Origin of the sequence: Mesorhizobium amorphae (assembly GCF_014843845.1) — a bacterium.
GTDB classification, from domain to species: domain Bacteria; phylum Pseudomonadota; class Alphaproteobacteria; order Rhizobiales; family Rhizobiaceae; genus Mesorhizobium; species Mesorhizobium amorphae_A.
Map to the genome: position 1 here is coordinate 23,635 of NZ_JHQS01000121.1, position 7,285 is coordinate 30,919.

Consider the following 7,285-nt stretch of genomic DNA (forward strand, 5'->3'; position numbering starts at 1 on the left):
ACTGGCGGCTGCCCCCGTCAGCTCCGACGCGCTGGCTCTTGTTATAGGAGCGGCGTCCCGCGCGGCCTTCTGGCCGCGCGGAGCGCTCCATAGCACCGTTCGCGGGCCGTGTCAGCCACCGCGGTGTTTTTCGGACGAGCGTTTTTTGGCTTTGGGAGACTGGCCGGCGTGAACGATGACCAATGGGTTGACGCGATGAACGCGATTTCCGAGGTGGTAATGAACCGCCCGGCGCCCATTCGCGCCTTCGACCAGATCTACATGCGAGCCGGCGACATGGTTCGCCAAGCCCTGCGCGTGGCCGAATGGGCGAGCGGCTCGTCCCTTGCCTTCATCGGTGACGGCGACGGCATCGCCCTGTCGGTCGCCATGCTTTGCAAGCTCGGCATCGTCACGGCCGGCCCCGCGCGCATCAAGGTGTTTGATTTCGACGAGCGCATCGTCAACTCGGTTCGCCGCCTTGCTAACAAGACCCGGCTCCCCAACGTCGAGGCGTCCTTGTACAACTGCCTGAAGCCGTTTCCCGAAAAAGGCGCGTTTGAAAAGTTCTACACCAACCCGCCCTGGGGCGAGAGTAACAAGGGCAACAGCGTAGTCGTCTTCGCGCGCCGCGGCATCGAGGCCATCAACTACGTTGGCGAAGGCATGATCGTGATCGCAGACGACCCCGAGCTCGAATGGCCTCGCAAGGTCCTGCAGAAGGTCCAGGCCTACGCTATCGGCCGCGGCTTCTATGTCGCCTCCATGCAACCACGGCTCCACGGCTACCATCTTCCTGAAGCCGAATACCTGCGCTCGTGCAATCTGGTCGTGGGCTCGGTGCCCGGCATGGCCCGCGCGCACGACCAAGACACGATCGAGGAGGCGCAGCTCGCCAATTTCTACGGGCGCTCGAAGGAGCCCCGGGTCCGCTACGTTCTAGATCGCGCTAGGCCGGACCGCGACCGAGCTGTCGAGGAAGATTACGAACTTGAGATGTGGGAGAAGTTGCGTTGACGGAGCTCGAGCAAGGCGCAGGCCTCGTGTTCATGCGGGTCGGTACCCACGCCGGCGAGACGATCGAGGCGATCGTCGCGCGCAAGCTCAAGGAGATCGAAGATGCCGGTCAGGCCTTCTGGGGTTACGGCGGCCAGAACTGCCATCCCCGCGCGATCGTGCAGCCCTATGCCGAGGAAGTGGCAGCGGCGGGCGATGTCGTCCGGCTCTGCCTCGAAACGGTCGCGCCCGAAAAGGAGACCTATTGGGCCGAGGCGAGCGAGGCGCGCGAATGGTCGATCGATGGCGTGAACTTCCGGCCGCTGCCCAAAGGCATCAGGGTGACTGGCTCGCGCTATGCCTTCGTGATCACAGGACTGCGCGCGGAGCGCTTCGAACTGCCGTTGACCCGCGCACGGGTGGCGGTCGGGCCGAGCCGCGGCCGGCTCGGCGCACGGTACGTCGACGAGATCGGCGGGCCCGTCGACAAGGCCGTCCTGCGTGTCGAGGATCCCTCCGACCAGCGCCTCGAGAAAGGCGATGTTGAGACCATCTCGATCCAGTACGTCGCCGAACTGCATCGGCCCTATGCCGTGTTCCTCAGATGACCGCAGCCCGGAAAAAGGACTAGGACGTCGAAGATACTCACACCCGGCGCCGGGCTACTGTACGTGAAGGATGGCATGCGCAGGATAGCCTCGACGACATCGTCAAGCGAAAGCAGCGCGAGATCGAATGGCTCGGCATCACGACCTGGGGCTATGGCGGATCGTCCTGCCACCCGCTGACCATGGTCCACCCCTTCGCGCAGCGGCATGCCGAAGCCGATCGCCCGAAGCACCTCGTCAGGGAGTCGGGCCGCTCGAACCGCAACCACGATCCGGTCCGGGCCTCCCATTGGTCGCGCGACAACAAGGGAGCTTTGGCGCGAGCTTGACCGCTGGCCTCAACCTGATGGGCTAAGATCTCAGACAACCCCAAAGCGGAGATTGCGTTTTCGCTGTTTATATCATCTCGGTGTCGGTTGTCTGGATACCAATAGCGCCGCCTTAGGCAGCACCGAATCTGTGTCCGGTGGCGGTTTGCGAGCGGTACAATAGCTTAATACTTTTCGGCTACGAACTTGAACATGCAGCCGTCGAATGAAGGCGGTATATCCGACTCGTACGCCGGGATCCGAAAAGACGACCGCTCTGGACAATCTGCTTCCCGAATGCCCAACGTCGCCAGTTGGAAATATTGTGAGCGACTGTCTCGCCGTTTCTGCGACACCTCCGGCCCGATCGTACAGGTCGTCGAACGAATGCAGAAGCGATGATGAAATAGACGCACGCGAAGGGGGATTACATGCGTAGGCAGGTGGACTTGCAGGAGGCGGTCAACGCAGTTTCGGATGTCGTTCAGAACCGCCCGCGACCGATCCGCGACTTCGACCAGATCCACATGAAGGTTGGGGACATGGTTATGCAAAGCGAGATCGTCGCGGATTGGGCAGATGGCAAGCGGCTCGCATTCATCGGCGATGGCGACGCTATTAGCGTTTGCACCGCTTATCTCAGAACCCGCGAGGTCCTCGATTTCGGTCCCACCCGGATCACCGTCTTCGATTTCGACGAGCGGACGGTACAGTCGGTGAAGCGCTTCGCCGACAAGGAGCGCATCGAGCATCTGGACGCACAACTCTACAACGTCCTCGATCCGTTCCCGGACACAACGCAGTTTGACTGTTTCTACACGAATCCACCTTGGGGTGCTTCCAACCAAGGGGAAAGCGTCAACGTTTTCGTCGATCGCGGTATCGAGGCGATCAGGGGCACAGGCGAAGGCATGATCGTCATCGCCGATGACGACAATAGAGACTGGCCGAAAATCGTGCTCGCCAACGTCCAGCGCCACGCAAACCGGCAAGGGTTCTTCGTCTCCCGGATGCAGCGCAAGCTGCACCAGTATCACCTAGACGACGACCCCGACCTCCGGTCATGCAATTTGTTTGTCACTTCACTGCCCGAAAACCCCGCGCTCTCGGTGCCTAGCAAGCCCATCGCCGCCGAGCGGCTCACCAACTTTTACGGCATGGCGCAGCCGCCGAAAGTCCGGTACGTGCGGGAGAGGAAGAAACCCGACTACGGGAAGGCGCCCGACGAGGAGTATTTCGTGGAATACCTGGATGGAGAGAACCCATGAACGAGATCTTCAGACCCGGAGCCGGCGTCCTCTTCATGAAGGTCGGTACCCATGCCAACGAGGGGCTGGACGACATCATCGCGCGCAAGGCGAAAGAGATCGATGATGCCGGCTACGCTATGTGGGGCTATGGCGGCAATACCTGTCATCCCAGCTCCATGGTGCAGCCGTTCGCGGGCGCGTTCGAGGCCAGGGGCAGACCCATCCACCTAGTGATGGAGCAGATGCAATCCAACCATTTCGCCGAACCTCTCGAGGCCGCCGAGTACTCCCCTAACAATGTGAATTGGATGGAGATCCCGCCTAAGATCCGGGTGCTTGGCTCAAGGTTCGCCCTGGTGATCGAAGACCTTAAGCAGGTCGACATGACGCTGCCGCTCGACCAGACCCGGGTCCCCGTCGGCCCGAGTACCGGCAGGATTGGCAGCAAGTACATCGCGGGGAAGGTGGACAAGGCCTGCCTCGAGATACTAGACGCGCCGGTGTTGCTGAACGATCAGGAACCCAAAGAGCGCAAGATCAGCCTGGTGGCAACACTACGTGCTCCCTACGCTGTCTTCTTGCGCAACTTCCGCACCTGACATGCCGGCGCTCTTGACGAGCAACCGGCCCGTTTCCGACCGGAGCGATCTCAAGTAGCTCTCAAGACCCTGTAGGACCGAGGGCGCCTCGACCTGCTGCGACGAGCACTGAAAGCAGTTGGTCACCGCACGGTCAGATGCCTTCTCGCGGCAGACGGACGAGCGCAACGGTTCGAGGCCAAACCGGGCGATGATCGAGTGCAGCACTTGTTCCAGGCAGACCAGTCGCCTCTCCAGCTCGGGCACGACCACGCTCATCGCCTTCGCTGCTCGCTTATCCCCGCTGACCAACGCAACCGCACCGCGGGCCCCGAGCATGGCCACCAGCTGGCTCTCGCCGGCATCGAAAGAGAGGTTGGCTTCAGTGGCCGCCGCCTCGAAATCCGCAGCAATATCGACCTCTTCGGGTGTCGGTTCCAGAAACCGGACCTGGGCGAGCACCGCATCCAACTGCGCCGAAGCGTTTTGGGCGTCGACCAGAACCCTAGACCGCTCGACCCTTGACCTCAGCGTGAAGCGGGCCAGCGCTAGAATCGCGGGGGCGAGATCCCCAGTGGTACTCAACTCGACTAGCTCTGCGCCGGCCCCATAGGAGCAAGTCTTCAAGACCACGTCGTTGTCGAGATAGAATCCATCAGACATCGTCGAGATTCAAGAGCGCGTACACGAAGTCCCTGTCGTCTTCCATCAGGGCGCTCCAGTCGATCTGGGTGCGGGCCAACGCGTTGACCGCCTTCCAGACCGCCACAGGCTGTGGGTAGATGAAGCCCAGCGCAGACATGACCACTGGCCAGTTGCGCTGCAGGTGCCCGATGCAAAGCGCTAGCGTGCCCGGCTCGATACGATGCTGCGCACCTGCCCTGACGACCGCACTGGCCAGGGTGGGCGCATTATACTTCTCGAATTCGGTAGTGATCTCTGGCTTGGGAGATCCTGTGAGAAGCGTCAGGGCGTATGCATCCGCCTCCTGCTCCTCCTCGTCGCGATCGTTGGCCAGCGCTGGATCCTCGACGTCGACCAGTGCATTGCCGGGTCGTACGTGCCCAAGCGCAAGGTGGCCGATCTCGTGCGCTAGCGTGAACGCTAATGGCGCGGGGTAGCTCGCATCCCGTCCAAGCATGATTGCGCCGATGTTCCCATCGGCGATCACCATGGCATGCATGGCCTTCACCGCTAGGGGAAAGACCCGAAGATGGACCACCGGCACGGCAAGCCCCCAGCATGCACCTGCTAAGGTACGGAGGTCTACGTATTGGGACGACCTGAGGATTGAACTCCTGAGTTCTTCTGCAGCGATATCCCGGAACCCCCTTCCCGCAGGGACCGTCCTGGTCAGCAGCCGACCTACGGACATCGCGAAGGAGCTAAGCACCAGCTGGTCCGCTTCGGTCTCGGCGCCGAGGTGCTTGAAACGAGCCTTATCCTTCCAGACGAACTCCACGCGCTCGCCCAGCAGTGGCTTTGGAGCGAGACCGAGCTTGCGAGCCAGCGCAAAGCGGAGCTCGGCACGGGCGGATGGACTCTCGGAAAGATCATCATTCCACCAGGCCGGCCAAGCGGCATCGATCGCAGCAGAGCTCAACCCCGACCGGCGCAGTTCCTTCCGAAGCCTAGTGGAGGAATTCTCCGCCAAAGTCGATCGCGCCTCCCTCAGATAAAGCTCTGTTGCAACGCCGGGCGTTCGATCTCGCAAGCTCCTCTTCGCAGGTCGGCGACCATCCGGATCCACTCATTGGTCGTGGCGACGCGGGCTGACTGCTCGACCCTGGCGATTTCTCCGGCCCGCAGTACGAAGGGATCGGTCAACCTGACCCAGTAGCTACAGATTAGCTCGGCTGTCAAATTGGCCTCGTAGTCGCCGGAGGTCGCTGGGGCGACGCGTTGCAGGAGCGCGGTCACCTGCGAGGCCCCCACCGGGCCGCCGTTGGCGCCGACGTTGCGATAGGCCGTGGGATCGAAGCCGACGCCCTGCTCAATGCGTAATGGCGTGGCTCTGCGGCACATCAGGGCGTAGTGCCGCTTCTTCTCACCGCCCTCGGTCACGCCGCGGCTAGTGACCAGTGCCTGGGGCGGGAGTTCGCGCTCGACGCCGTACATGTCGAGATAGCGGCGCCAGACCAACAGGCTGCGCGGAGCCACATCGGCCACTCGTGGGCGACCTTTCATGATTGAGAAGACGACCTTCACCGGCACTCGAAGGCGGGCATAGGCGGACGTGCTGACGGCGGGAGCATTTCCCACACCCCAGAGGAACACGCCATTGCCGGCCCGGCGCTCCATCTCTTTGCGCGCGACGATGTCTGCAAGGCCCTGGCCCGCTTCGGATTGCATGCGTGTCCAGCAGATCAGGTCCTGCATATCGTCAAGCGCAGAGTGGTGCTTGGCGGCGAGCGACATCGATTTTCCGTAGACATTATCCCAATTGATCCCAATGTGCCATTTAGCACGCGGCTTCGCAAGCGAAGCTACGCCAATATCTTGGCCTTACCTTTGAGGAAACCCTGTGGAAAACGTGTGGGTATCCTGTTAGTGTGCTTCGCCCGACTTATTCCCATTTCGGCCCATGAAGTCTGGAAGACCGCCCACTTGGAACCCAGTCGCCTCGTTGACCGCGTCGACGTGGACGGAGGTTGTCGCGCTAACGAGTAAGTCTCGCTTGCAGCTACCGGCGGCGGTCAGGAGGCGATTAAATTGGTCCCGGACGGACCGTCCCGTGGGCCTGCTAGCCAGGATCGAACCCGGTGGCCATGCGGAACTCGTGCCTTGGGACCCGGTGGGCGACGCGATCATGCGGGGCCTCGATAGATTGCTGTTCGAGGAGGACGAGGTGGACCGTGCAGGGCTCGCCCTGATCGCTATGGATCGATACCTACGGCTGACTTTAGATCCGGATGGTCGTATGTCCTTGCCAGTGAACCTGGCGCATCACCTAGATGCCATCGCACACGATGCTGTCAGACTGGTGATCGATGCCGGTCGATTGCTACTTTGGTCAGAGAGGGTTTGGCAGGACGACCGATCGAGCCGATTGGAGTCGGTCGCCGAGAAATTGCGCGCCATGGAGGCGGCTGCAGTTTTCGAGTCAGAGAACGGTTGAAGCGCCAGACGACGTGTGGCGTTCCCTCGTAGCGCAAAAGTGTTCTCTGGCGAGGTCTGGTGTTGGGCGGTGGCAAGGCCGCACTGGTACGTCCGACATTAGGCGCAAAGCAGTCGTTCAGGATTTTGCCCGCAGAGCTCGACTCTGGCCAACTTGCGCCATGGCGTTGGCAAATACGTGTGATCCGATTGTCGACGAGATCGGTGATAAGTAGCTGCGATGCTCGACTGCATCTAAGATACGGCGCCGTCGGACCGATAGGCAATGTTCGGGAACCGAACCAATCCACAGAAATATTTTGTTGGTATTTTTGTTGGTCCGCGCTGCTGTTGCTCCATGCCCAGGCGATTGAAAACAAAGTCAGATTTTCTCTACTTGGATTCCGCCTCTGGGCACCATTTTTTTCCTCAAGAAAATCAACGGTTTTGGCAATCGGGTGCGGCGTACC

8 protein-coding genes are annotated in these 7,285 nt (G+C 61.2%); 4 read left to right on the forward strand and 4 right to left on the reverse strand.

Annotated features, from left to right (window positions below; translation table 11 throughout):
• Nucleotides 1-168: 168 nt before the first annotated feature.
• From DH08_RS30895 to DH08_RS30910, 4 genes are all read left to right on the forward strand, one after another.
• On the forward strand, nucleotides 169-996 hold the full coding sequence (locus DH08_RS30895) for a bis-aminopropyl spermidine synthase family protein (RefSeq protein WP_345892474.1): 828 nt from the start codon (nucleotides 169-171) through the stop codon (nucleotides 994-996).
• Nucleotides 993-1,583, forward strand: coding sequence for a hypothetical protein (locus DH08_RS30900; RefSeq protein WP_192183014.1), 591 nt, complete (start codon nucleotides 993-995; stop codon nucleotides 1,581-1,583). The genes DH08_RS30895 and DH08_RS30900 overlap by 4 nt, the downstream gene beginning before the upstream one ends.
• Before the next feature lie 739 nt (nucleotides 1,584-2,322).
• Entirely contained in the window at nucleotides 2,323-3,159 is an 837-nt protein-coding gene (locus DH08_RS30905) for a bis-aminopropyl spermidine synthase family protein (RefSeq protein WP_192183015.1), read from the forward strand.
• Nucleotides 3,156-3,740 (forward strand): hypothetical protein, encoded by a 585-nt coding sequence (locus DH08_RS30910; protein WP_192183016.1) that lies wholly within the window; start codon nucleotides 3,156-3,158, stop codon nucleotides 3,738-3,740. The genes DH08_RS30905 and DH08_RS30910 overlap by 4 nt, the downstream gene beginning before the upstream one ends.
• On the opposite strand, the gene DH08_RS30915 is transcribed toward DH08_RS30910, so the two are convergent.
• The 4 genes from DH08_RS30915 to DH08_RS35890 form a co-directional block, all read right to left on the reverse strand.
• Nucleotides 3,696-4,382, reverse strand: a complete 687-nt coding sequence (locus DH08_RS30915; protein WP_192183017.1) for a hypothetical protein — start codon at nucleotides 4,380-4,382, stop codon at nucleotides 3,696-3,698. The genes DH08_RS30910 and DH08_RS30915 overlap by 45 nt on opposite strands.
• Nucleotides 4,375-5,373: an ImmA/IrrE family metallo-endopeptidase gene (locus DH08_RS30920; RefSeq protein ID WP_246801107.1), complete on the reverse strand. Its 999-nt coding sequence runs from the start codon at nucleotides 5,371-5,373 to the stop codon at nucleotides 4,375-4,377. The genes DH08_RS30915 and DH08_RS30920 overlap by 8 nt, the downstream gene beginning before the upstream one ends.
• A 17-nt stretch (nucleotides 5,374-5,390) precedes the next feature.
• Nucleotides 5,391-6,137, reverse strand: coding sequence for a hypothetical protein (locus DH08_RS30925; RefSeq protein ID WP_192183018.1), 747 nt, complete (start codon nucleotides 6,135-6,137; stop codon nucleotides 5,391-5,393).
• Nucleotides 6,138-6,694: 557 nt separating this feature from the next.
• Nucleotides 6,695-7,285: hypothetical protein (locus DH08_RS35890; protein WP_210328956.1), on the reverse strand; the 591-nt coding region annotated here is incomplete at its 5' end.

What these genes read in the sequence shown, in the direction of transcription:
- DH08_RS30905 (WP_192183015.1), top strand. Translation starts at nt 2,323, where the DNA reads ATGCGTAGGCAGGTGGACTTGCAGGAGGCGGTCAACGCAGTTTCGGAT.
- DH08_RS30910 (WP_192183016.1), top strand. Translation starts at nt 3,156, where the DNA reads ATGAACGAGATCTTCAGACCCGGAGCCGGCGTCCTCTTCATGAAGGTC.
- DH08_RS30915 (WP_192183017.1), bottom strand. Translation starts at nt 4,382, where the DNA reads ATGTCTGATGGATTCTATCTCGACAACGACGTGGTCTTGAAGACTTGC.
- DH08_RS30925 (WP_192183018.1), bottom strand. Translation starts at nt 6,137, where the DNA reads ATGTCGCTCGCCGCCAAGCACCACTCTGCGCTTGACGATATGCAGGAC.